18 protein-coding genes and 1 pseudogene are annotated in these 23,752 nt (G+C 73.1%); 15 read left to right on the top strand and 4 right to left on the bottom strand.

All coding sequences use genetic code 11. The features are described 5' to 3' along the window. Positions 1–48: 48 nt before the first annotated feature. From Q5530_RS06460 to Q5530_RS06400, 13 genes are all read left to right on the top strand, one after another. On the top strand, positions 49–1,191 hold the full coding sequence (locus tag Q5530_RS06460; RefSeq protein WP_415361283.1) for a glycosyltransferase: 1,143 nt from the start codon (positions 49–51) through the stop codon (positions 1,189–1,191). A 26-nt stretch (positions 1,192–1,217) separates the two neighbouring features. Beyond that, complete coding sequence (locus Q5530_RS06455) at positions 1,218–2,165, top strand: alpha/beta fold hydrolase (protein ID WP_415361282.1); 948 nt, start codon at positions 1,218–1,220, stop codon at positions 2,163–2,165. 158 nt (positions 2,166–2,323) lie between these two features. Further along, complete coding sequence (locus Q5530_RS06450; RefSeq protein ID WP_415361281.1) at positions 2,324–3,970, top strand: class I adenylate-forming enzyme family protein; 1,647 nt, start codon at positions 2,324–2,326, stop codon at positions 3,968–3,970. 3 nt (positions 3,971–3,973) lie between these two features. Next, positions 3,974–7,000 carry an aminotransferase class I/II-fold pyridoxal phosphate-dependent enzyme gene (locus Q5530_RS06445; protein WP_415361280.1) on the top strand — a complete coding sequence of 1,009 codons (3,027 nt, stop codon included), beginning with the start codon at positions 3,974–3,976 and terminating at the stop codon, positions 6,998–7,000. Positions 7,001–7,088: 88 nt separating this feature from the next. Continuing rightward, a complete protein-coding gene (locus Q5530_RS06440) occupies positions 7,089–8,507 on the top strand; it encodes a class I adenylate-forming enzyme family protein (RefSeq protein ID WP_415361279.1) in 1,419 nt (472 codons plus the stop codon). Further along, positions 8,504–8,758 carry a hypothetical protein gene (locus tag Q5530_RS06435; protein WP_415361278.1) on the top strand — a complete coding sequence of 85 codons (255 nt, stop codon included), beginning with the start codon at positions 8,504–8,506 and terminating at the stop codon, positions 8,756–8,758. Before Q5530_RS06440 ends, Q5530_RS06435 begins: the two co-directional genes overlap by 4 nt. Then, entirely contained in the window at positions 8,739–9,827 is a 1,089-nt protein-coding gene (gene hppD / locus Q5530_RS06430; protein WP_415361277.1) for a 4-hydroxyphenylpyruvate dioxygenase, read from the top strand. Before Q5530_RS06435 ends, hppD begins: the two co-directional genes overlap by 20 nt. A gap of 12 nt (positions 9,828–9,839) precedes the next feature. Next, positions 9,840–10,739: a phytanoyl-CoA dioxygenase family protein gene (locus Q5530_RS06425; RefSeq protein WP_415361276.1), complete on the top strand. Its 900-nt coding sequence runs from the start codon at positions 9,840–9,842 to the stop codon at positions 10,737–10,739. Next, entirely contained in the window at positions 10,727–11,728 is a 1,002-nt protein-coding gene (locus tag Q5530_RS06420; RefSeq protein ID WP_415361275.1) for a thiamine pyrophosphate-dependent dehydrogenase E1 component subunit alpha, read from the top strand. The genes Q5530_RS06425 and Q5530_RS06420 overlap by 13 nt, the downstream gene beginning before the upstream one ends. Continuing rightward, positions 11,728–12,696, top strand: a complete 969-nt coding sequence (locus Q5530_RS06415) for an alpha-ketoacid dehydrogenase subunit beta (protein WP_415361274.1) — start codon at positions 11,728–11,730, stop codon at positions 12,694–12,696. The genes Q5530_RS06420 and Q5530_RS06415 overlap by 1 nt, the downstream gene beginning before the upstream one ends. 14 nt (positions 12,697–12,710) lie before the next feature. Further along, positions 12,711–13,679, top strand: coding sequence for an alpha/beta hydrolase (locus Q5530_RS06410; RefSeq protein WP_415361273.1), 969 nt, complete (start codon positions 12,711–12,713; stop codon positions 13,677–13,679). Positions 13,680–13,760: 81 nt separating this feature from the next. After that, complete coding sequence (locus Q5530_RS06405; RefSeq protein WP_415361272.1) at positions 13,761–14,906, top strand: glycosyltransferase; 1,146 nt, start codon at positions 13,761–13,763, stop codon at positions 14,904–14,906. 249 nt (positions 14,907–15,155) lie between these two features. Then, positions 15,156–17,096, top strand: a complete 1,941-nt coding sequence (locus Q5530_RS06400; protein WP_415361271.1) for a glycoside hydrolase family 44 protein — start codon at positions 15,156–15,158, stop codon at positions 17,094–17,096. A gap of 107 nt (positions 17,097–17,203) precedes the next feature. Here the strand turns inward: Q5530_RS06400 and Q5530_RS06395 are convergent, their stop codons facing one another. After that, a complete protein-coding gene (locus tag Q5530_RS06395) occupies positions 17,204–20,053 on the bottom strand; it encodes a BTAD domain-containing putative transcriptional regulator (RefSeq protein ID WP_415361270.1) in 2,850 nt (949 codons plus the stop codon). A 390-nt stretch (positions 20,054–20,443) separates the two neighbouring features. Here Q5530_RS06395 and Q5530_RS06390 point away from each other — a divergent pair, with 390 nt between their 5' ends. Then, positions 20,444–21,655 (top strand): S1 family peptidase, encoded by a 1,212-nt coding sequence (locus Q5530_RS06390; RefSeq protein ID WP_415361269.1) that lies wholly within the window; start codon positions 20,444–20,446, stop codon positions 21,653–21,655. A 19-nt stretch (positions 21,656–21,674) separates the two neighbouring features. Beyond that, positions 21,675–22,319: a hypothetical protein gene (locus Q5530_RS06385; protein WP_415361690.1), complete on the top strand. Its 645-nt coding sequence runs from the start codon at positions 21,675–21,677 to the stop codon at positions 22,317–22,319. Positions 22,320–22,413: 94 nt separating this feature from the next. On the opposite strand, the gene Q5530_RS06380 is transcribed toward Q5530_RS06385, so the two are convergent. The 3 genes and pseudogenes from Q5530_RS06380 to Q5530_RS06370 all read right to left on the bottom strand — a co-directional run bounded on the left by Q5530_RS06380 (position 22,414) and on the right by Q5530_RS06370 (position 23,586). Then, positions 22,414–22,653, bottom strand: a complete 240-nt coding sequence (locus Q5530_RS06380; protein WP_415361681.1) for an integrase core domain-containing protein — start codon at positions 22,651–22,653, stop codon at positions 22,414–22,416. A gap of 101 nt (positions 22,654–22,754) precedes the next feature. Continuing rightward, positions 22,755–23,198, bottom strand: a pseudogene (locus Q5530_RS06375) (IS3 family transposase); the annotation flags it as partial. Positions 23,199–23,292: 94 nt separating this feature from the next. Continuing rightward, the gene (locus tag Q5530_RS06370; protein WP_415361268.1) at positions 23,293–23,586 is read right to left on the bottom strand and encodes a transposase; all 294 of its coding nucleotides are present in this window, start codon (positions 23,584–23,586) and stop codon (positions 23,293–23,295) included. Positions 23,587–23,752: the final 166 nt, after the last annotated feature.

Here is a 23,752-nt window from a genome sequence, read left to right as displayed (position 1 = left end):
TCCCACCACGTCGTTCCGGGGATCGTCAATGTGTGCCACGATGGTGCGGTGTCGCGGTTCCTGCTGGTCGTGCTGCCGCTGCAAGGTCACCTCTACCCCATGCTCGCGATCGGGCAGGAGCTCGCCCGCGCGGGTCACGAAGTCGTCTGGTGCGGTCCGGAGAACGTGCTGCGCCCGCTGGTCGGTCCGGGTGCGACGGTGCACGCCACCGGCACCCGGGCCTACCGCCGCTACGACGAGACGGGCATGGCCGGGGTGCGGGCGATGTGGGACGGGTACCTGATCCCGTTCACCCGCTTCACCCTCGGCCCCGTCGACGAGGCGGTGCTGGAGCACCGGCCGGACGTCGTGGTCACCGAGCAGTACGCGCTGGCCGGCGCGTTGGTGGCGCACCGGCACGGCGTGCCGTGGGCGACCCTGTGCACCGGCACGCTGGAGCTGACCCCGCCGGCCGACCTCGTCGGGTTCGACGACTACCTGGCCGACAAGGTGGCGCAGGCGCTGGCGATGGCGGGCCTGTCCGGCGAGCCGATCGACCCCCGGTTCTCGCCGCACCTGGTGATCGCCCTGATGACACCCGGACTCGTGGGCGACGCCGTGCTGCCGGACCGCTGCGTGCTCACCGGCGCGGCGCTGGGCGCCAGGCCGAACGCACCCGATTTCCCCTGGCACCTCTGGGACCCGGACCGCAGGCACGTGCTGGTCACGGTCGGCACGCTGGTCGGTCACATGGTCGGCGACTTCTACGACCGGGCCGCGGCGGTGCTCGCACCCGTGGCGGACGAGGTGCAGGCGATCTTCGTGACCTCCGGCGTGGCCGCGGAGTCGTTCCCGGACAACGCCATCACCGCCGAGCTGGTGCCGATGCTCGACCTGATGCCGAAGCTGGACGCGGTGGTGTGCCACGCGGGGGGCGCGGTCAACGAGGCGCTCACCTTCGGGGTCCCGATGGTCGTCGCGCCGGTCCGCGCCGAGCAGGCGGCGCTGGCGCGGCAGGTCGCCCGGTCGGGCGCGGGCATCGAGGTGTCGATCCTCGACGTCACGGTGGCCGAACTGGGCACCGCGGTGCGGGCGGTGCTCGACGAGCCGGACTACCGGCGCCACGCCCGTCGGATCGGGGCGGAGTTCGCCGCCGCCGGTGGAGCTGCCGCGGCTGCCGCGCACCTGGTCGGGTTGGCGTCCGGCACGTGAGCACGCGCGAGCGGGAGGGTGGTCCGGTGGACGGGTCAGCGGTGAAGGTGTTGCCGGCGGCCGAGGAGTTCGCGTGGGCGAGACAGCGGCGGGCCGACATCCGCCGCGCGGGTGGCGTCCTCGACCTGGTGCTGCCGCTGAGGGAGGGCGGTGACGGCCCCGCGCTGTTCTGCGCGCCGCCGTTGATCGGTGCGAGCTGGTGCTACCTCGCGCTGCTGCCGCACCTCCCGCCCGAGCACCCGGTGTACGGCCTGCAACTGCGCGGGCTGCGCAGGCCCGAGCCGCTGCCGGTCGACATGGCCGAGCTGGCGCGGGACTTCGCCGACCGGATCAGGCTCACCCGGCCACACGGCCCGTACCACCTGTTCGGGTGGTCGATCGGCGGCAACACGGCGCACGCGATCGCCGAGGAGCTGGAGCGGCGCGGCCACGAGGTCGGCCTGCTCGTCATCGGCGACACGGTGCCCGGCCTGCCGAACAGCCTCAGCGTGGCCGACGACAACCTGTGGCTGCTGTGCGACTTCGTGCTCCGCGAACTCGGCTACCAGCCGGTGGTCGAGCCGGACGACCCCGACCCGGTGCACCGGATGCTGGAGGTGGTCCGCGGCCGGCCGGGGTTGGGTCTGCACGAGTGGCCGGACCGCCAGCTGCTCGCCCTGCCGCACGTGATCAGGAACAACCTCGCGGTGGCGCAACGGCACCGCCCCGGTCGGGTCCGCTGCCCGGTGCTGTTCCTCTCGGCCACCGGGGACGAGCGGACCACCGGGGCGAAGGTGGCCTCCTGGGACGACTGCGTGAGCGGGCCGGTCGACGTCGTCGAAGTGGACTGTTCGCACGAGCACATGCTGCTGCCGGCGCCGGTCGCGCGGATCGGCGCCGCGATCGCGGCCCGGCTCGCCGGGAACCCGAAGTCGCCCGCGCCGACGGCGGACGCGTCCGAAAGCCCGATTGCCACAGGGGAATCGCGAACCTAGTCTCGGACCACACGTCCGCGCCCGCGGTCGCCAGGTCCACAAGACCGGCGGTCGGCGCCGCAGTCCGCGAAGCGCCGCACCCCGCCGCTGTCGATGCGGGAACCCGACTCGGTGATGTCCGTTCGGTAGTCCATTGTTCTCCGCAAACGGGAGGTCTGATGAGTCGGGCGAACCTGCGCACCGCGCTGGCGCGGGACATGCGGGTCGGCGCGGGCAACGTGCTGCCCATGCTGCTGGAGCACGGCGCCGACCTGGACGCCCCGCGGATGACCTTCGACGTCGAGGTGGACGGCACACCCGCGTGGACGCCGCTGTCGCTCCGCGACCTGACCGAACGGGTCGCGGCGCGCGCGGACTGGTTCGCCCGCAGGGGGATCGGCCGACGCGACCCCGTCGCCGTGTTCGTCACGTCGGCGGCCGACGTGTTCCTCAACTTCTTCGCGCTCAACCACCTCGGCGCGATCCCGGCGCTGATGAACGGGTCCATGCCGATCGAGGTGGCCGCGGAGTTCGTCCGCCGGCTGCGCGGCGTCGGCGTGCTGGTCGACGCCGACCACGCGGCGCTGCGGGACCACGAACTCGGCGTGCCGGTCCTGGGCGACGCCGCGGAGACCGGCACCGGCGACCCGACCCAGGCGCCCCCGCCCCACCGCCACCACGACGACGACCCCGTGGCGATCACGCACTCGTCGGGCACCACCCGGACGCCGACGCCGGTCGTGCACTCGCACCACAGCCTGTTCGCCGCGGTGCGGGCGGTGCGGCTCACCGAAGCCAGGCCGTACGGGCAGGTGCGCGAGCTGTCCGTGCTGCCCGCCGCGCACGCCGCCGGGATCATCGTGGTGAACCAGGCGCTGTGCAACGGCTACGAGCTGCTGTGCCTGTCCGGGCAGGGAGGGCCGTTCCGGCACAGCGGCGAGGTGGTCCTGGACGCCATCGAGCGGTGGCGGCCGACCGGGGTGTTCGGTTTCGCGGTCACCTGGGCGGAGCTGGCGCGGTTCGACCTGACCCAACGCGACCTGAGTTCGGTGCGCAACTGGTCCAGCACCGGCGACTGCGCGCACGAGGCGCACATCCGCAAGCTCGTCGCGGTCGGCAGCCACCCCGTGTGGACGCCGGACGGCGTGGTCGACGTGCCGGGCTCGAAGTTCATCGACACGCTCGGCTCGACCGAGATGGGCCACAGCGCGTTCGCCATCAGCCACCGGCCCGACAGCGACCGCTACGACCGCTGCGTCGGCAAGCCCTACCCGTTCGCGGAGGTGGCGCTGCTGGACGTGGCGACGGGGGAGGAGGTGCCGGTCGGCCAGGTCGGTCAGTGCGGGCTCAGGTCACCGACGCTCGCGCCCGGCTACTGGAACGACTCGACCGCCACCTACCGCAACCGCCTCAACGGCTACTACCTGACCGGCGACCTGATGTACCGGGACGAGGAGGGCTACTACTACCACCTCGACCGGGCCGGTGACGCGGTCGACCTCGGCGACGGGAACCGGCTCTACACCGCGTTGACCGAGGAGCGCATCCTCGCCCGGTGCCCGGACGTCCGCGACTGCACGGTCCTCGCGACCGGGCGGGAGGACGGTCCGCCGATCACCGACGTGCTCCTGGTGCTGCACGAGGGCGCCGACCCCGCGCCGGACCGGGGTGAGGAGGTCCGCGCCGCGGTCGGTGAGGCGGTGGCGCGCACCCTCCGCCGGGTCGACGTCGTGCCCGACGTGCAGCTGACGGTCGGGCCGACCGGGAAGGTCCGCAAGTTCCTCATGCGGCAACGGGTCCTGGCGGACGCGCCCCACGGGAGGTAGTTCGTGCGGTACCCGCTGTCGTTCGCGCAGGCGCACGCGCTGTCCCTGCCCGAGCCCCTGTGCCACGCGACCTGGCTGGACGGCCAGGTCGATCCCGTCGCGCTGCAACGGGCCGTGGACGTCGTGGTCGCGCGGCACCCGACGCTCCGGACGAGCGTCACGGCCTCCGGCGAGCAGGTCGTCTCGGAGTCGGGTTGTGTGGTGGTCGAGCACGTCGTCCTGCCCGGCGACGTCGAGCGGGCCGAGTCGATCGCGGTGGCCCTGGCGGAACGGCCGTTCGACCTCGCCCGCGAGCCCCTGCTGAGGGTCGCGGTGGTCGAGGTCGGCGCGGACCGGTGCCTGTTCGTGCTCGTGGCGCACCGGGTCGTCGCCGACGGCTCCGCACTGGCGATGCTGCTCGCCGACCTGTCCACCGTGTACCGCGGAGGGCTGTCCGAGCTGCCGGGGTCGTGGATGGACTACGGGGACTACGCCGTGTGGCAACGCGAGCGGTTGGGCGGCGAGGAGCTGGCGCGCCAACTGGAGCACTGGCGCGAGGTGCGCGACGTGCCCGCGCCGTCGCCGCTCCCGGCCGGGCACCCCGCCGCGCGGTCGACGGCGGTGGTCGACCCCGCCGCGGTCCGACGACTGGTCGACGTGGCGGAGGGCGTCGGAGCCACCCCGTCCACGGCGTTCCTCGCCGCGTACGCCGTGGTGCTGTCCCGGTACGCCCGGCGGGCCGACCTCGTGATCGCGGTCCCGGTGAGCGGTCGCGTGCGGGTGGAGCTGGAGCCGATCGCGGGCCCGTTCGCTGACGCGGTCCCCGTCCGGGTCTCCCTGGCGGGTGAACCGTCGTTCGGCGACCTGCTCGCCCGGGTGCGGGACGCCACGGCGCACGCGCTGTCGCACGACGAGGTCCCGCTGACGAAGCTCGCCGAGGAACTGGGGGTCGACCTGTCCGCCGCGCCGCGGTTCACCCCCGGGCCGCCGGCCGCGCCGGCGCTGGACCTCCCCGGCGTCACCGTGCGGAGCCACGTCGTCCTGGCGGGCACCGCCGAAGCCGACCTCGACCTGCGCGCGGACGAGAGCGGCGCGCTGACCCTGGAGCACCGCACCGACCCGGGGTTCGCCGGCTGGGTGCTGCGGTCGGTGGTCGCCGTGCTGGAGCACGCGGCCGCGGACACCGCGGTGGCGGAGCTGCCGGTGCCCGCTCCCGACGGGGACTGGTCCGCGGCGACCGGGCCGCCGTCGAACGGCGCGGTCGGGCGCGCCACCGCGGAGCCGGAGCCCGAGGTGGACGGGGACCCGGTGCCGTCGCGTGACCGGATCGAGGGGACCATGGCCCGGATCTGGGCCGAGCTCCTGCGCACCACCGAGCCGATCGGCCCGCACGACAACCTGTTCGGCCTCGGCAGCGGGTCGTTGACCGCGGTCCGGTTCGCCGCCCGGATCGCCGACCTCTACGGCGTCGTCCTGCCCATGGACCGCATCATCGCCTCACCCACGATCGCGGCCCTCGCCGAGGTCGTGTCGGCCGAACTCGCCCCCGACCCGCCCGACGACGCCGCCCGCGACGCCGCGCTGGCCGACCTCTCCGACGACGAGCTGGACGACCTGCTGCGCGCGGTCGTGGCCGCTCGCGAGCGGCGTCGGAGAAGTCGAGGGGGACCTCCGGTGAGCACACCGCCGGTGAACGCGGAGAACATCGCCGAGCTGACCACCGGAACGTTGTTCGGCGCGTTGGAGGACCCGGCGCTCAACTCGATGAATTTCCTCAACGAGGTCGCGATCCACTACCCGGACGCGATACCGCTGGCGGCCGGCAGGCCGAGCGAGGAGTTCTTCGACCTGGAGGACGTGCACCGATATCTGCGCGAGTTCTGCCGGTATCTCGCCGAAGACCTCGGGCGCACCGGGGAACAGGTGCGGCGCACCGTATTGCAGTACGGCCGGACCAAGGGGATCATCCACGACCTGGTCGCGGAAAACCTGCGGCTCGACGAGGGCATCGCGATCGACCCGGAGTCGGTGGTGGTCACCGCGGGGTGCCAGGAGGCGATGTTCCTCGTGCTCCGCGCGCTGCGCGCCGACGAGCGCGACGTCCTGCTCGCGGTGTCGCCGACGTACGTCGGGCTGACCGGCGCGGCGCGGCTGGTCGACCTGCCCGTGCGCCCGGTGCGCACCGGCGGTCACGGGATCGACCTCGACGACCTGGTGGCCGTGATCCGGCGGGAGCGCGCCGCCGGCCGCCGGCCGCGCGCGTGCTACGTGGTGCCCGACTTCGCCAACCCGTCGGGGCTGAGCCTGGACGTGCCGACCCGGCGGCGGCTGCTGGAGGTGGCCGCCGCCGAGGACGTCCTGCTGATCGAGGACAACCCCTACGGGCTGTTCCACGGCGACTCGGGCCGGATGCCCACGCTCAAGGCCCTGGACGAGGGTCGGCGGGTCGTCTACCTGGGCTCTTTCGCCAAGTCCGTGCTGCCCGGCGCACGGGTGGGTTACGCGGTCGCCGACCAGCGGGTGGTCGGCGCCGACGGCGTGGTGGGCCTGTTCGCGGACCAGCTGTCCAAGATCAAGAGCATGCTGACGGTGAACACGTCGCCGATCGCGCAGGCCGTCGTCGGCGGCAAGCTGCTGACGCACGGCTGCCGCCTCACCGGGGCGACCGCGCCGGAGCGGCGGCTCTACGACCGGAACCTGCGGCACCTCGTGGCCGGGCTGGCCGAGCGCTTCCCGGACGGGACGGGCGTCACCTGGACCGTGCCGACCGGTGGGTTCTTCGTCGTGGTCACCGTCCCGTTCGTGGTCGACGACGCGCTCCTGGAACGCTCCGCCCGCGACTACGGCGTGTTGTGGACGCCAATGGGACATTTCTACGGCGACAGTTCGGAAGTCCGCGCCCTGCGCCTTTCCTCCAGTGTCGTCCCGGTCGACCGGATCGACCACGGCCTGGATCGGCTGGCCGCATTGATCAATGACCGGCTGGGTCGATCGGGGAACCCGGTGGTTCGTCACGGCCGATTGGCCGATGGTGCGTCGGCCGAACCCTGACGTACGATTCGGATCACTCGTTCCGCGGGTGATCGGAAAGTTCGGCGAAACTTTTTCGAAATGACTTTCGGACCAGGCGGGAGAACTGGTGGAAAAGGTTCTGGCGTCGGCCGGATCGGCATTCGCGGCAAGTCCGGAATGGGTCGACGAGATCCTGCTGCGCGGTGCGGACGACGACAGCTGCCTCCACGCGGGCGGCCCGGTCGACCGGGCCGCGCTGCGCCGGCTGGTCGCGCAACGGCAAGCGCGCCTGGCGGAGGCGGGACTGCGCGCGGGCGGGTCGCTGGCGCTGCGCCTGCCGCCCTCGGTCGCGTACGTGGCCAACCTGCTCGCCGGGTGGCGCATCGGCGCCCAGGTGAGCCTGCTCGACCACCGGCTCACCGCGTTCGAGGTCGACGCCGCGCTCGGCAGGCTCGCACCGCAGGTGCTGGTCGAGGCGGGACGGATCACGAGCAGCCCGCTGAGCCCGTTCGCGGACGTGGAGGAGACCGTCACGGCCCGCCCCGGCCGTCCGGCGGCGACACCGCACGCGGTGATCCAGTTCAGCTCCGGGTCCACCGGCCCGTCCAAGGTGATCGGCCGCACGGCCGCCGACCTGGTCGCCGAGATCGAGCGGTACACCCGGATCGACGGCGTGCCGCTGCCGGGTGAGCGGATCATCGTGCTGGCCTCGGTGGTGCACGTCCTGGGGCTGGTCGGCGCCCTGCTGTACGGCCTGCACGCGGGTGTGCAGATCAGACCGCCGGAACGGCTCACCGGCGACAGCGTGCTCGACGCGGTGGCGGCCGAACCCACCCCCGCGACCGTGCTGGGCGTGCCGTTCCACATCGGACTGCTCGCGTCCGTCGTGGACCCCCCGCGACTGCCGAACCTCAAGCGGATGACCACCGGCGGCGAGGCGGTGCCGGCCGCGACCGCCACCGCCTTCACCGACAGGTACGGCGTCCCGCTCGGCAACATGTGGGGGATGACCGAGGTCGGTGTGATCGCGACCGACCTGTTCGGCGCGCACCGACCCGCGCTCTCGCCCGCGCCGGGCCTCGCGGTCGTCGAACGCGGCGGCGAGCTGTGGGTGAGCCGCCCCGAATCGCCGTACGTCGGTCCGTCCGACCCGGACCGGTGGGCGGACGGCTGGCTGCACACCAGGGACGCGGGCGCGGTCGACCCGGGCACCGGCCTCGTCACGGTCAAGGGACGCCTCGACTCGCAGGTGTCGGTCGGCGGCCTGAAGGTCGACCTGACCGAGGTGGAGGCCACGCTGGCCGGGCTGCCGGGCGTGGTGGCGGCCGTCGTGCTGCACGACGACGTCATCACGGCCTACGCGCAGCTCGACGCGCCGGCCACGGCGGCGTCCGTCCAGGCGGGTCTGACCGAACGGCTCGCCCCCTACAAGAGACCACGCCGGGTGCACGTGCTCGACGCGATGCCCCGCACCACGACGGGGAAGCTGGTGCGCGACCGCTCGGTGCTCCGCGCGGCCGCGACCGGGAACGGGGTGCCGGGGTGAACCGGGGCGGCGCACCCGATCGGGACGACGTCCTGGCGATGCTCGCGAGCCTCGACGGCAGACCGGCGCAGGACGTCCCCGAGCTGATCGAGTCGATGGAGCTGGCCTGGCTCGTGCACCAGGTGGAACAGCGCTACGGCGTGCGCATGGAACTCGACAGCGGCCAGTACGGCCGCATGACCACCGTCTCAGGAGCCGCTGACGTGCTCCGTGAAGTGATCCGGATACCTGATGAACCTCTCCAGGATTGACCACATCGAGATGTACGTCGGCGACGCGAGGCAGGCGGCGTTCTACCTCTGCACCGCCTTCGGGTTCACGACCTGCGGTCAGGGCGGACCCGAGACCGGGCTGGAGGGCGCGCGCTCGTTGCTGCTGCGGCAGGGCGACATCCAGGTCGTCCTGACCACGGGCCTGGTCCCCGACCACCCCGCGACCGAGTACGTGCGCAAGCACGGCGACGGCGTGGCGGTCGTGGGGATCGGCGTGGACGACGTCGAAGCCGCCTACCGCGGCCTCACCGAGCGCGGCGCCGAGCCGGTGTCGCCGCCGCGCGAGTACGTGGCCGGGGGACCGGGCGGGCGCGACCAGCGGGTCGTCGTGGCCGAGGTCTCCGGCTTCTCCGACGTGACGCACCGGCTGGTCGAGCGGCACGGCTCACCGAGGGAGTTCCTGCCCGGCGCGATCGAGGTGACCGACCTCGAGCCGCACACCGACGACAAGCTGCTGCGCGCGATCGACCACCTGGCGATCTGCGTGCCCGCGGGTGGCCTCGCCGCGACCGTCCGGTACTACGTGGACGTGTTCGGGTTCACGCAGATCTTCGAGGAGTACGTCGAGGTCGGCGGCCAGGGCATGGACTCCAAGGTGGTGCAGAGCCCGTCCGGGCACGTCACCTTCACGTTGATCGAGCCGGACCCGGAGCGCCGGCCCGGTCAGATCGACGACTTCCTGACCTGGCACGCGGGCGCGGGCGTCCAGCACGTCGCGTTCGGCACCGACGACATCGTCAAGGCGGTGAGCACGCTCGGCGAGAGGGGTGTGCGGTTCCTCGGCACGCCGAGCGCCTACTACGACACGCTCGAAGAGCGGGTCGGCCACCTGGACGAGCCGGTGGACGAGCTGCGCCGGCTCGGCGTGCTGGTCGACCGGGACCACTGGGGCCGGCTGCTCCAGATCTTCACCGAGTCGATGCACGTGCGCCGGACGCTCTTCCTGGAGATCATCGAGCGGCGGGGCGCGTTGACCTTCGGCAGCGGGAACATCAAGGCGCTGTACGAGGCGAAGCGGGACGAGCTGTCCGGCACGACGGCCGGCTGAGGGGGAACCACCGTGAACGGGTTCACGCTGACCGAGCGGGAGCGCGCCCTGCTCCCGACCGACGACGAGGTCCGGTTCTACGCCGAGCACGGCTGGTACCTGTCGAAGAAGCTGTTCTCCGACGACGAGGTCGACGAGCTGGCCGCGGCGGTCGACCGGTACTACGCGGGCGAGCGGAGCCGCAGGCTGCCGACGCGGCCGCCCCGGTTGGCCTACTGGGAGCCCGAGCACGGCGACGTCCAGCGCCACAACGACTACGTGCACCACGAGAGCGACCCGATCGCCAAGGCGCTGCTCAAGCCGCTGGTCGGCGCGGTGGCCGCGCGCCTGGCCGGTGCGGAGGAGATCCGGGTGTTCCAGTCGACCCTGATCTACAAGCCGCCGATCGCCGAGGAGCCGTCGAACGTCGTGCCCTGGCACTTCGACAAGCACTACTGGTCGTCGTCCTCGTCGGACCGGATGCTCACCGCGTTCATCCCGTTCCACGACTGCGACGAGGAGCTGGGCACCATCACGATGGTCGACGGCAGCCACCTCTGGGAGGAGGTCGGCTCGGACGACAGCGCCACGAGGCACTTCGCCGAGCGCGACCCGGACCACCTGGAGAACCTGCTCACGGCCAATGCCGAGCACAACGGCACCACGGTCGCCAAGATCCCTGTGGTCATACCCAAGGGGCACCTGAGCTTCCACCACTGCCGGACCTACCACGGCAGCGGGCCCAACCGCTCGAACCGGCCGCGCCGGGCCATCTCACTGCACCTCCAGGACGGCGACAACGCCTACCGCGAGTTCCCCCTGTCCGACGGCGGCCTCGCCTTCTACAACCACGACTCCCTCGTGCGGCGCACCCCGGACGGCAGGCCGGACTACGCCGACCCGGAGTTCTGCCCGACCGTGTGGCGGTCCTGACCGCCGTGGGGGCACACGCGCCGGACACCGACATCGGCCTGTACCGCACGGTGCGGCTGATCCGCCGCTTCGAGGAGCGGGCGGTCGAACTCGTCCACTCCGGTGACATCGTCGGCGGCATCCACCCGTACACGGGCCAGGAGGCCATCGCCGCCGGGGTGTGCGCGGCGCTGCGCGTGGACGACATGATCACCAGCACCCACCGCGGGCACGGGCACGTGCTCGCCAAGGGCGCCGACCCCGCCCGGGTGCTCGCCGAGCTGGCCGGTCGCGCCACCGGGCTGAACAAGGGGCGCGGCGGGTCGATGCACGCCGCGGACTTCGCGCTGGGCATCCTCGGCGCGAACGCGATCGTCGGCGCCAACGGCGCGATCACCGCGGGCGCGGCCTGGGCCGCCCGGCAGGAGGGGAGCGACCGGGTCGCGGTGAGCTTCTTCGGCGACGGCGCGGTCAACCAGGGCGTGCTGCTGGAGGCCATGAACCTGGCCGCCCTGTGGCGGCTGCCGGTGCTGTTCGTCTGCGAGAACAACGGCTACGCCACGACCCTGACCGTCGGCGACGCCGTCGCCGGTACGATCACCGGGCGTGGCGCGGCGTTCGGCATCCCGTCGGTGGCGGTGGACGGGATGGACCCGCGGACGGTGCTCGCCGCGGCCGGCGAGGCGGTGGACCGCGCCCGCGCGGGCGGCGGGCCGTCGCTGGTCGAGTGCCTGACCTACCGGTTCGACGCGCACCACACGTGGGAGCACAGGGCCCGGGTCCGCTACCGCGAGGACGACGAGGTCCGGAGCGGACGGGAGAGGGACCCGGTGGAGATCCAGGGCGCGCGGCTGGCCGGCGGTGAGCGGGAACGGGTCGACGAAGAGGTCGAGTCCGTCGTGGGCGCGGCGGTCGCGTTCGCGCTCGGCAGCCCGCACCCCGACCCCGCCGGCGCGCTCGACCACCTGTACGCCACCGGGATGCGGGCGCGTCCGGGCGGTGGTGGGTGATGCCGTGGCTGTCCTACCGGAAGGCGCTGAACCGCGCGCTGGGCGACGAACTGGCCCGCGATCCGGCGGTGTTCGTGCTGGGCGAGGACGTCCGGGTCGCGGTCTCCACCGTGACCGCGGGCCTGCTCAAGCGGTTCGGGCCGGACCGGGTGCTGGACACGCCGCTGTCGGAGCAGGCGTTCACGAGCTTCGCCACCGGGGCGGCGCTGGGCGGGCGGCGGCCGGTGATCGAGTTCCAGATCCCGGCGCTGCTGTACCTGGCGTTCGAGCAGATCGTCAACCAGGCGCACAAGTTCTCGCTGATGACCGGGGGTCAGACCCGCGTGCCGGTGACGTACCTGGTGCCCGGCTCCGGGTCGAAGACGGGCTGGGCCGGGCAGCACTCCGACCACCCGTACGCCCTGTTCGCCCACGCCGGGGTGAAGACGGTGGTGCCGGCCACGCCCGAGGACGCCTACGGCCTGCTGACCACGGCGATCCGGGACGACGACCCGGTGGTGGTGTTCGCGCCGGCGGCGGCGCTCGGCGTCCGGGTGGACCTCGACCACGACGGGCTGGCCCCGGTGCCGCTCGGTGTCGGCCGGGTCCACCGCGAGGGCGGGGACGTCACGGTCGTGGCGGTCGGGCACCTCGTGCACGACGCGGTGGCGGTCGCCGAGGAGTTGGCCGCCGAGGTCTCGGTCGAGGTGTTCGACCCGCGCACGGTGTACCCCTTCGACTGGGACGGGCTGGCCGCCTCGCTGGCCAAGACCGGCAGGCTGGTCGTGGCCGACGACTCCAACCGCACGTGCGGCATCGCGGCCGAGGTCATCGCCACCGCGACCGAGCGGTGCGACCTGACCGCGCCGCCCGTCAGGGTGACCAGGCCGGACGGCGCCGTGGTGCCGTTCGCCCCCGGGCTCGACCTCGCCGTGCAACCCGACCGCGCCCAGCTGACCGCCGCGATCCGGAAGGTGCTCGAGCAGTGACGACGGAGGCCCCCATGCCGATGGACCCGCGGCCCAGGCCGGTGCGCGAGGACGCTGCGCCCCCGCCGCTCTACACCCTCTCGGTCGAGGAAGCGCGGGCCGCCGACCTCGTCGCGATCCGGGCGGCGGCGGGCGCGGGCGAGCCGGTGCGCCACGTCACCGACCGGCACCTCCCCGGACCGGGCGGCGACCTGCCGATCCGGGTCTACCGCCCGGTGGACGAGGCGGGATCCCTGCCCACGGTGGTCTACTTCTTCGGCGGCGGTTGGGCGCTGGGCGGCATCGAGACCTCCGACGAGATCTGCCGCGCCCTGGCCAACGCGGTGCCGTGCCAGGTGATCACCGTCGGCTACCGGCTGGCGCCCGAGCACAGGTTCCCGGCCGCCGTGGACGACTGCCGCGCGGCCGTCGCCTGGATCGCCGCGAACGCGGCCGAACTCGGCGTCGACCCCGACCGCCTCGCCGTGGCGGGCGACAGCGCCGGCGGCAACCTCGCGGCCGTGGTGACCCTCGACCGCGGCGGGCCCGCGCTGGCCGCCCAGGTGTTGGTCTACCCCAACACCGACCACCGCGGCGACACCGCGTCCATGCGCGAGAACGACGACCCCGCCGCGTTCAACCGCCGATCCGTCGCCTGGTACTGGGGCCACTACCTGGCGAACCCGGACGACGGCCGCGACCCGCGGGCCTCACCCCTGCTCGCCGAGGACCTGACCGGCCTACCGCCGGCACTCGTCATCACCGCCGAGCACGACCCGCTGCGCGACGAGGGCGAGCAGTACGCCGAACGGCTGCGCGAGGCCGGTGTGCCCGTCGTCGCGACGCGTTATCCCGGGGTGGCGCACGGCTTCTTCGCCATGTCGGGCGTGGTGGACGCGGCTCATGAGGCGCGGGCCGAGGTCGCGGCGTTCCTGCGCGCCCACCTCGGTCGGTGGAGTCCGGGCAGCGCGACGACACCGGGGACCGGGTCGCCGGGTCGGTGACCGGTGCCGTGCCGGGAGCAGCCACCGCCGGCGAAAACGCACGTGGCCACGAAGTGCGGGTGGAGCCTAGGCTTCGAGCCCGTGCGCATCCTCTTCTCCAGCCTCGGCCTGTACGGGCACACCTTCCCCCTGCTGCCGCTCGCCGTCGCCGCGCGGGAGCTCGGCCACGACGTCGACTACTTCACCGGCAAGGGCTTCGAGGACGTCCTGGCCGCACACGGCATCCAGCACGTCGAGGGCGGCATGTCGCCCCGCAAGGCGTTCGAGTACGCGATCGCGGGCGCCGCGCCCGGGACGCCCGGGGACGTCGAGACCGAGCGGGTCGCGTTCACGTTCGCCTCGGTGCTGCCGCGCAGCTTCGCCACCGGGCTCGCGCCGGTCCTCGCCGAGCGCAAGCCGGACCTGGTGGTGCACGAGTTCGGCAACCCGGGCGCGGGCCTGGCCGCGAAGGTCGCGGGCGTGCCCGCGTTGTGCCACTCGTACGGTCGGATGTGGCAGGAGCCCGACTTCGCCGAGCCGGCGCGCGACTACCTCACCGCCCTCGGCGCGGAGCTGGGCGTCGAGGTGCCCCGGACCGACTCCATGACCCTGGGCCACCCGTACCTCGACATCTGCCCGCCCTCGGTGCAGAACCCGGCGTTCCTGGCCTCGTCGGCGCACCGGATCCCGTTGCGGCCGGTGGTGTTCGCCGCACCGGGCGAGCTGCCGTCGTGGGTCGCGGAGCACCGGGAGCCCCTGGTGTACCTGACGTTGGGGACGGCGTTCAGCGAGGCGGCGCTGCTGCGCACCGCCATCGACGGCCTGGCGGAGGTGGGCGCGAGGGTGCTCGTGTCAGGCGGGCTGAAGGTCGACCCGGCGGCGCTGGGCGAGGTGCCGGACAACGTCGTGGTGCTGCCGTGGGTGCCCCAGGCCGACGTGCTGCCCCACGCGGACCTCGTGGTCCACCACGGCGGCGCGGGCACCACGATGGGCACGTTCGGCGCGGGCGTGCCGCAGCTCGTCCTGCCGCAGGCGGTCGACCAGTTCAACAACGCCGAGGTGGTGACCGAGGCCGGGCTGGGCGACCACCTGCTGGCCGAGGACGCGACCGCCGAGGCCATCGCGACCAGGGCGCGGCGCCTGCTCACCGACGAGGCCGTGCGCGACGCGGCCCGCGCGATGGCCGCCGAGGTGGCCGCGATGCCGTCGCCGCGCGACGTGGCCCGCACGCTGCCCGACTACGCCTGAACGGCCACCGAGCCCCGCCGAACTCCCCCCAGCCCGGCACGGCCGTTCGCCGAGGTCGGGGATGGCGGCGCACCCGCAATCGAAACGCTTCGACACACCGCACCCGTCCCGCCGCTTGCCTCTGGCGCCACGGCACGTCACAGTGTTCTGGGAGCGCTCCCAAGAACGGCACGGCCCCGCGGGGTCGGACAGCGGTCCCGACAACCACCGGACCACCGCCGCGGTCCGACCGAACGGGTGGAGGCGTCTGTGCCAAGCAGTCGACAACGGCGAGGACCACGACCGTCCGCGGCCATCGGGCTGTCGGCCGTCCTGGTCGCGGCGACGTTCACGGCCCTGACGGCGACGAGCGCCGCGGCGGCGACCGCCGGCCCCGTGCTGTCGGTGGACGTGTCCGCCGGCCGGCACGCGATCAGCCCCGACATCTACGGCCTCAACGGCGGCGATCCGGCGTTCAACGCGGAGATCGGCCAGTCGGTGGCGCGCTGGGGCGGCAACGCCTCCAGCCGCTACAACTTCAAGAACCGCACCTACAACACCGGCAGTGACTGGTACTTCGAGAACATCGTCGCCGACGAGGCGAAGTCCCTGGAGACGATGGTCCGGAGCAACCTGGACCGCGGCATCAAGCCCGTCGTCACCGTGCCCCTGGTCGGCTGGGTGGCCAAGGACTCCCCGTCGCAGCACCCGTTCGCCTGCGGGTTCCCGGCGACCCGGTTCCCGCGGCAGGACGCGTTCGACGAGTGGGACCCCCACTGCGGCAACGGCCTGCTGAACGGGGAGAACCTCGCCGGCGTGCCCACCGACACCTCGATCCCGGCGGGCCCGGAGTTCGTGGGGGAGATGGTGTCGCACCTGGTGGCGGAGTTCGGCACGGCGGAACGGGGCGGCGTCCCGATCTACGAGCTCGACAACGAGCCGGTGCTGTGGGCGCACACGCACCGCGACGTGCACCCGGAACCGGTCTCGATGGACGAGCTGGGTGACAAGGGCACCGCGACCGCCGCGGCGATCAAGGCCGCGGATCCCGGCGCCAAGACCCTCGGCCCGTCGGGCTGGGGGTACTGCGAGTGGGTGGCGTCCGGTGTGGACGGCTGCGGGCCGGGTCCCGACTCGGCCGCGCACGGAGGGCTCAACCTCTCCCAGTGGTACCTGAAGAACATGAAGGACTACAGCGACGCGCACGGCGGCACGCGCCACCTCGACTACTTCGACCAGCACTTCTACCCGCAGATCACCGCCGGTACCGATCCCGCGGCCAACGCCTGGCGGCTGCGGTCCACCCGGTCGCTGTGGGACCCGACCTACGTCGAGGAGTCGTGGATCGGCCCCGGCGGGGTCAACGCACCGCCGTTGCAGTTCATCCGCACGATGAAGTCCTGGATCGACCGGTACTACCCCGGCACCAAGACCGCCATCACCGAGTACAACTGGGGCGCGCTGGACGACATCAACGGCGCGCTGGCGCAGGCCGACGTCCTGGGCATCTTCGGGCGCGAGGGCCTCGACCTGGCCACGATGTGGGGTGAGCCCAAGCCGACCGACCCGGGCGCGTACGCGTTCCGCATGTACCGCAACTACGACGGCGCGGGCAGCCGGTTCGGCGACGTCAGCGTGTCGGCCGGCTCCGGCGACCAGGACCGGCTGGCGGTCTACGCGGCGGAGCGCTCCTCCGACGAGGCGCTGACCGTGATGGTCGTCAACAAGACCGCCGAGGACCTGACCTCGCCGCTGTCGGTGGCCGGGTTCGACAGCGCCGGCGCGGCACGGCGGTTCACCTACGGCCCGGCGGACCTGGGCGCCATCGTGCGCGGCACCGACCTCCCGGTGACCGGGGACCGCGTCGAGGCGACGTACCCGGCGAACTCCATCACGCTGCTGGTCCTGCCGCCGGCGGGGTGCTCGGCAACCCTGCACGTCAACGCCGACTGGGGCACCGGACACGTCGCGACGGTCACCGTCACCAACAACCGCCGCACGGCCATCACCGGCTGGCGGGTCGGCTGGACGTGGCCCGCGGGCCGGCAGGTCGCCAACTCGTGGAACACCACCCTGACGCAGGACGGCACCGCCGTGACCGCCGCGAACGCCAGGTGGAACGGCTCGATCAGGGCGGGCGGCACCACCACCTTCGGGTTCCGCGCCACCGGGGGAGCGGCCTCACCGGCACTGGTCTGCGGCCCCACCTGAGCAGGCGTCGCGCAGCCGCCGCGGGGGACCGGCACCAGCCGGTCCGCGTCACCCGATTCCGGTGAAGCCGTCGGGGATGGCCGGCGACACCCTTCGTCGCACGGGGTTCAGGGCGGGTCCGTTCTCCCGTTCTCGGTCGTGTCCGCCTGCCCGACCGGCGTCGGGTCGAGGTCGGCGAGTTGCCGGAGCACCCGCTCGGTGTCGGTGTCGCGGCCCTGGTCCCGGTACAGCGCCAGCGCTTCCCGCCACGCCTCGCGGGCCTGGTCGTGGTGGCCGAGGGCGGCGTGCGGGTGGCCGAGGCGGTCGAGGGTGTCGGCGGCCGCGGCCGTGTCGCCGAGGGTGCGGTAGAGGGCGACGGCCTCGCGGTAGTGGTGGACGGACCCGGTGTGGTGGCCGGTGCGGTGGTCGATGTACCCCAGGCTGTCCAGGGCGTTCGCCTGACCTTCCGGGTCGTGGTGACGTCGCTGGAGGTCGAGGGCGGCCCGGCAGTGGTCGCGGGCGGTGTCGTGGTCGCCCAGCGCCGCGGCGGCCCAGCCCGCCTGGTTGAGCGCGTCGCCCTCCAGCACCGGCCGGTCGAGGCCGCGGATGAGGCGCAGGGCGCGCTGGGCGTGGTCCAGGGCCTGCCGGTAGTCCCCCCACAGCTCCCAGGCCCTGAAGAGCGCGTGCTCGGTGTAGGCCGCCTGGAGGGTGTCGCGGTGGCGCTCGGCCGTGGCCAGGGCCCGGTGCAGGTGTTCGACGGCTTCCTCGTGCTGCCCCAGTTCGAAGTGGGCGCGGCCGAGCAGCCGCAGGGCGAGGATGTGGTCGGTCCGGCCGGGCAGGTGGGCGGCGGCGTCCAGCGCGACCCGCCACACGGCCAGCGCGTCGTGGAAGTGCCCGCGCCGCCAGTGGAAGGTGGTCAGGGTCCAGGCCACGTGCAGCGCGGCCTGGTGGCGCTGCTCACCGGCGGCGGTCCGCTGGGCGGCGACCAGGTGGGAGTGCCGGTCGTCCAGCCACGCCAGCGCGGCGGGCAGGTCGGGGAGCGGCTGGGTGAGGACCCCCGGTGCGGGCGGGTCGAGCCGGACCGGGTCGCGGGTGGGGTCCAGGAGGCGGTCGGCGGTGTGGGCGGTGTGCAGGTAGAAGTCGACCACCCGCGCCAGCGCGGCCCGGCGCACCGGTTCGGGCAGTTCGTCGCGGGCGGTGGTGGCGGCGTAGGCGCGGACCAGGTCGTGCATCGCGTAACGGCCGTGCGGGTGCCGGTCGAGCAGCGAGTGGTCCTCCAGGACGTGCAGGGCCTTGCGCGCCTCGGCCGGGGTCAGGCCGGTGAGGGAGGCGGCGGCGGGCAGGTCGATGTCCGGGCCGGGCGCGATCCCGAGCATCATGAACACCGTGCGCTGCCGCGCGGTGAGGCGGTGCAGGGACCAGGACAGCACGGCGGGCAGGCTGGCGGTGAGGTCGGTCTCGTGGTCGAGCATCTCCAGGCCGACTTCGCGCAGCTCCGCGGCCAGCTCGGCCAGGGGGAGCCGGGGACGGGTGGCGGCGTGCCGCGCGGTGATCGCCAGGGCCAGGGGGTGCCGACCGCACAGCCCGACCAGCTCGTCGACGGCGCCGGGTTCGGCGTCGGTGCGGTTCCGGCCCAGGCGTGCGGCCAGCAGGGCGCGGGATTCGACGGGGGTGAGCACGCCCAGGGGCAGGTGGTGCGCACCGTGCCGGTCGATCAACGACGGCAGGCTGGTGCGGCTGGTGACCAGCACGGTGCAGGTGGGGCTGGCGGGGAGCAGCGGGACGACCTGGTCGGCGGTGGCGGCGTTGTCCAACAGCACCAGCACCCGTCGCCCGGCCACCAGGCTGCGGTACAGGGCGCCGGGGTCGGATCGGCCCCTGTCGGGGGTGACGCCCAGGGCGGTGAGGAAGTCGCGCAGCGCGTCGGTCGGGTCGGTCGGGTTCCCGGTGGGGCTGAACCCGTGCAGGTCCACGAACAGCTGCCCGTCGGGGAACCGGTGCAGGTTGCGGTGCGCCCACGCCAGCGCGAGCCAGGTCTTGCCGATCCCGCCCACGCCGCCGACCGCCGAGATCGCCACCGTCGCGGTCGCCGGGTCCCCTGGCGCGTCGGTCCCGTCGCCCGGTGCCGCGAGCAGGGCGCGGTCGAGTTCGGCCAGGTCGGGGACGCGACCGGTGAACGGCGCGGGCGCGGCGGGCAGTTGGCGGGGCACCACCGGTGACCGGTCCGCTTCGGGAACGGCCAGGTCGGGGTCCGCGGCCAGGATCTGCTGGTGGAGTCGTCGCAGGTCCGAGCCGGGGTCGGTGCCCAGTTCGTCGGCCAGGCCGGCGCGCAGTCGCCGGTACCGCTCCAGGGCCTCGGCCTGGCGACCGGCGCGGTAGAGGGCGAGCACGAGCTGGGCGGTCACGTGCTCGTTCAGCGGGTGCGCGGTGGCGCGGTCGGTCAGTTCGGGCAGCAGCGCGGAGTGCCGCCCGAGCCGCAGCGCCAGGTCCAGGCGGTCGGTGTCGGCGGCGAACCGCTCCCGCTCCAGCCCGTGGCGCACCGCGGTGGTCCACGGTGTGTCCAGCCCGAGCAGCGCCTCGCCGTGCCACAACCCCGAGGCGCGCTCGGCCAGTTCCAGCGCGCGGACGGGGTCGGTCTCGGCGCGCGCTCGGGCGACCAGTCGGCGGAACCGGTGCACGTCCACCGCGTCGTCCTCGACAACCAGTTCGTACCCGCTCGACCGGTGCACGATGGCGGCCTGGCGGGTGGCCCGCAGTGCCCGGCGCAGGCGCGACAGGTAGCCGTAGAGGGTGTTCCGGCCGCCGGGCGGGATCCGGTCACCCCAGGCCCGGTCGAGCAGTTGGTCGGCCGACACCCACTGGTTGGCCTCGATCAGCAGCACCGCCAGCACGCACCGCTGGCGGGCGTGACCCAGGTCGAGCGGTCGCTCGCCGAGCCTGGCCTGCACCGGACCCAACACGCGGAACTCCACCGCCACCGCGGACCTCCTCGCCGACCGGTCCCCCGTCGGTGCCGGTCTAGCAGGGACGTTCGGCGGTTGCAGGTTTACCGCAGGTTTTCGTTCGTTCGGCCGAGCAAGGTGGTGGACGCGGCGGAACCGGACAACGACACCCGGGTGTGCCGAGCGTCGCCCGCGTCCCCCTGACGCGTCGCGGTCGGCACTGCGGCGTCGTGGTGCGCGGCCACCTGCCGGCCCGGCACCGTCAACCCCTCGAGGAGTTACGTGAACAGGATCGCGCGAAGGTGCACTGCGGCGGTTGCGTGCGCCGTGCTCGTCGGTACACCGCTGCCGGCCACGGCCGAGCCGCTCGTGGGGCCGTCGGCGGCTCCAACGGTCGGCGTCCCCCCGGCCGACGTGGTGTCCGCCATGCAACGCGACCTGGACCTCACCGCCGATGAGGTCCGGGTCCGGCTGGCCAAGGAGGACGCCGCCGCCCGCGTCGAGCAGGAGGTGCGCGCCGAACTGGGCGCCGGCTTCGGCGGCGCCTGGCTGACCGCCCGCGACCAGCGGTTGATCGTGGCCATCACCGACGCCGGCGCGGCCGACCGGGTCCGCGCACTGGGCGCCCAGCCCCGGGTGGTGGCGCGCGGTGAGCGGCAACTGGACACCGCCAAGGCCCGGCTGGACCTGGGCAAGGCGCCGGCCGGCGTCGCCGGCTGGTACGTCGACGTCACCACCAACACCGTTGTGGTGCTGGCGGCGGCGTCGGCCGTGGCCGCCGCCGCCGGCTTCGTGGCCGGCAGCGGCGCCGACCCCGGGGCGGTCCGCATCCAGGTATCCACCGAACAGCCGCGACCGCTCTACGACCTGCGCGGCGGCGACGCCTACTACCCCGGCAACACCCGGTGTTCGATCGGGTTCTCCGTCACCGGCGGGTTCGTCACCGCCGGGCACTGCGGCGGCGTGGGCACCACCACCGCCGGAGTCAACGGGGTCGCCCAGGGCACGGTGGCCGGTTCCACCTTCCCCGGCGTCGACCACGGCTGGGTGGCGGTCAACGCCGACTGGACCCCCACTCCGCAGGTCAACGCCTCGGGCAGCACGCCCGTCGAGGGTTCGCAGGAGGCGGCCGTGGGCGCCTCGGTGTGCCGGTCCGGGTCCACCACCGGCACGCGCTGCGGCACCATCCAGGCCAAGAACGCCACCGTCAACTACGTCGAAGGGACGGTGCGGGGTCTGACCCGCACGAACGCCTGCGCCGAAGGTGGCGACTCCGGCGGGTCCTGGCTGTCCGGGCTGCAGGCCCAGGGTGTCACCTCCGGCGGTTCCGGCAACTGCACCAACGGCGGAACCACCTACTTCCAGCCGCTGCCGCCGATCCTGGCCGCCTACGGCTTGACGCTGACCGTCGCCAACGCGGCTCCGCACACCGTCATCCGGTCCGTGACGTCCCAGGGCCAGGCCACCACCCGCGAGGCCGCGATCGGCAACGGCATCGCGGCCAACAGGGTCGCGCTCCGTACCGCCGGCATCAACTGCAACCCCTACGACTCATCGACTTCCACGCATGTGTGGACCGCTCCGGACGGCTCTTGGCGCGTCTACGACGTGACCACCAAGGGGTACTGCACCAACTGACTCACAGGAGGATCGTGTGTTGGCAAGAAGAAAGGCGTTACCCACCCTGGTCTTCGCGGTGGCCGCGCTGCTGTCGGCGCCCGGCACCGCCCTGGCCGCCGAGGCCCCGGCGGCATCGGCGGACCAGCTCGCGGCGGCGGTCACCCGGATCGTCGGCAACGACCACAGCGCCGCCGATCTCGCGCTGGTGAAGACCCGGCCCGAGATCGCGCGCCACGTACCGGTGCCGGACGGGCTCACGATCTCCGTCAAAGCCGACGGTTACGCTTTGGCGCAGGGCAAGGGGGCGTCGGCCGCCGCGGGTGGCGCGGCGCTCCTGGCCGAGAACTGCGCCGGCTCCATCGACGTCGGCCTCCAGCAGAGGTCGATGCTCGGGAACGTCATCTGGCAGTACATACACCACGTCGAGGCGTGCAGCGACAACGTCAACGTCACCCGGTTCCTCGTGCGCCGCGACATGGCGAGAACGGACGGCACCATCGAGATCCTGGAGCAGACGCAGAACGTGGCGGGCGCCACGCCGGCCGCGTGGACCACGTCGATGTTCCAGCGGCACCTGAAGCAGTGCCTGCCCATCATCCCGTGCACCAACTGGTACCCGTGGATCCGGATCACGCTGTACGCCGACCACACCTACACCCCCGAGGGAAGCATCACCACGTGACCGCACCCGGTACGGCAGTACACCGTCCTGTGACGGCCGTGCGCGCGATGGCCGCCGTGGTGTGAGGTTGTCCCCGGAGACCGGACACCGGATTTTATGCCACGAGAGCGAGATCTTGACGGTAGCCGACGCGGGCTTCGTGCGGGGTGCGGTAGCCGAGTGTCGAATGTAGACGGTCGTGGTTGTAGTAGCCCAGGTAGGCGAAGACATCCCGTCGAGCGTCGTCGCGGGTGTCCCGGACGGTGGTGCCGATCTCGGTCTTGAGGGTGGCGAAGAACGACTCGGCGACCGCATTATCGAAGCACGATCCGGTTCGGCCGGCCGACGGGCGGATGCCGTGACCGGCGAGCGTGGAGCGGAACAGTCCGGAGCTGTATTGTGACCCGCGATCGGCGTGAAAATCGCATCATCACTGGTCAGGCCGCGTCGGGCGGCGAGGTCGAGGGCGTCGCGGACCAGGTCGGCACGCATGTGGTCGGCCATCGCGTGCCCGATGACCTCGCGGTTGTGCAGGTCGATCACCGTGGCCAGGTGGAGCCACCCCTCCCACGTGGGCAGATACGTGATGTCCCCGACCAGTCGTCGGCCCGGTGCCGGGGCGGTGAAGTCCCGACCGATCAGGTCCGGCACCGGTGCCGCGACGGTATCGGGCCTGGTCAATGACCTGCGTCGTCTGCGGGTGACACCGATGATCCCGCGCTCGCGCATGACACGCCCAACCCGCTTGTGGTTCACCCGATGGCCCCGGCGGCGCAGCGCGACGACGACCCGCGGACGCCCGTAGGCGCCCCGGTGACCGGCGTGGACCTCGCCGATCTCGGCGGCCAGGCGCTCGTCGTCCTCGGCCCGCTCCGTTCTGGTCGGGGCGGTGGCGAGCATTCGTAGAAACCGGGACGTCGCACGCCCAGGACCCTGCACAGCCGGGTGACGCCGAAGGCGCCGCGGTGTTCGGAGATGAACCGGTAGCTGCGGGTCAACGACCCATCTCCTGCGCAAAATAGGCGGCGGCCTTGCGGAGGATGTCCTTCTCCAACTCCAGTTCGGCCACCCGCTTGCGCAGTGCCCGCAACTCCTGACGTTCCTCGGGCGACACGCCGCCCGCCGGCGGAGCGGCCTGGGCCTGTTCGGCGGTGCGGACCCAGTTGCGCAGGGTCTCGTGGTTCACGCCCAGCTCGCGGGCGACCTGCCGCAACGGCCGGTCAGAGGAGCGGGCCAGCGCGACGGCGTCCTTGCGGAACTGCTCGGGGTACTTCGACTTGCCTGACACGGGGAACATCCTTCCCCAGACCGCTGTCTGGGATCAGGGTGTCCGGTTCAAGGGGACAACCTCAGACACCGCGACAACGGAAATTCTGCCAGAGCGGCGCTTCGACAACCTCCGATCAGCCTGGTTTCCCCTGTCCGCGCACCAGGGCACCCGATCGGTTCGAGGC

This window comes from Saccharothrix sp. BKS2, from assembly GCF_047689505.1.
In the GTDB taxonomy this organism is placed as follows: Bacteria; Actinomycetota; Actinomycetes; order Mycobacteriales; family Pseudonocardiaceae; genus Actinosynnema; species Actinosynnema lopnurensis.
Note: the sequence above shows the minus strand (reverse complement) of the source record. Positions and strands in the feature narration are given on the sequence as shown.